Origin of the sequence: Sphingomonas sp. IC-11, from assembly GCF_021043365.1 — a bacterium.
Lineage (GTDB): Bacteria > Pseudomonadota > Alphaproteobacteria > Sphingomonadales > Sphingomonadaceae > Sphingomonas.
The window spans coordinates 1-1212 of record NZ_JAJNDU010000010.1 but is presented as its reverse complement, the minus strand read 5'-3'; the positions used below and the strand labels follow the sequence as shown (position 1 = coordinate 1212).

Sequence of the window (1212 nt, the reverse complement as noted above, 5' to 3'; positions counted from 1 at the left end):
GCTAAGGGAAGACGAGCGGAAGCAGCTAGTCCGCTAGGGGCTTGGCAACATGTCGCACCAACCCGGATCGAATTGCGTCCGCTCTTCGCGCCTTCGTCCCACAAGCTGACAGACCGCTGACGGCCCAGTTGCCGCCCTCCAATCTCCCCACCAAAGCCGCTTCCTCGACCGGCACGCCCCGCGCCGCCTGGCGGACGCCGCCCGCAGCCGCTTCTGCGACGCTCGCCAAGCCCCGCTCACCGCCCCGAAGCGGCCTTGAAGGCGGCCCAAGTCTCCTCATTCGCTGACGCCTCCCACACCGCCTGCGACTCCGCGATCCGCCGCTGCGCCTCGGCGCGCGCGTGCTGGCGTTCGCCCGCCGTATCCCCCTGCTGGTTCATGGTGGAATAGGGAAGGAACTCGCGCAGATCGATCGGCGGGCGGGGTGGCTCGCCGGCGGCTTCCCAGATCTCGCGGCGCATGTCGTCCAGGATGCGGGTGAGCGGGCCGCAGTTGATCTGGCGGGTGTACATGCCCTCTTCGCCGCTCTGCATGGTATGCATGTCGATGATGTCCATGCGGTGGCCGCAGCCTTCGAGGATCAGCTCGAAGAAGTTGAGCTGGCGCAGGTAGAAATCTGCGGCGGCCCAATCGCCGGCGAGGCGCTCGCGGCGCTCGGACTGCACCTTGATCTGATAGGTGCGCATGAGGTGGACGAGAAATTCCTCGTTGCTCTGCTTGGCGGCCTCCGCCTCGGCGAAGGCGCGGCGGGCGGCGGTTTCCTCGCGCTCGCGGCAGACGGGGCATTGCTGCGCCGCCTCGCGGGCGATCGTCTCGGGATGCCGGGTGCCGGGGGCGAGCGCGGGGGTGTTGTAGCGATCGGGTTGGTGGTGCTTCAGCATGAACATCAGCAAGCGATCATTGTACCAGCGGCGCTCGCCGACCTGCTCGCCCTTGTGAAAGACGGGGATGGGGACGCCCTCCACCGCGCGCTCCATGGCGATATCGGTGAGGCGCTGGACGCCGCTGGCGAGCGCGGCCTCCCACGCGGCGCGGAAGCTGTCGGCGCCGGGCTGCAGGCGCATCTGGTACGCGCCCTCCGTGGTCTTGCCGATGCGGCGGGCGGCGGCCTTTACCGATCCGGTTTCGGCGAGCGCGCGGATGAAGCCGCGCTGCCGCTCCGCCGTCCAGCCATCGTGGCGGTAGCGGCGGGGGACGGGGGTGAAGGCGAGC

The 1212-nt window shown here is 69.4% G+C and carries 1 pseudogene; it reads right to left on the bottom strand.

Annotation, left to right across the window (positions count from 1 at the left end):
• Positions 1-236 precede the first annotated feature (236 nt).
• Positions 237-1212: pseudogene (locus tag LQ954_RS16025) on the bottom strand (hypothetical protein); the annotation flags it as partial.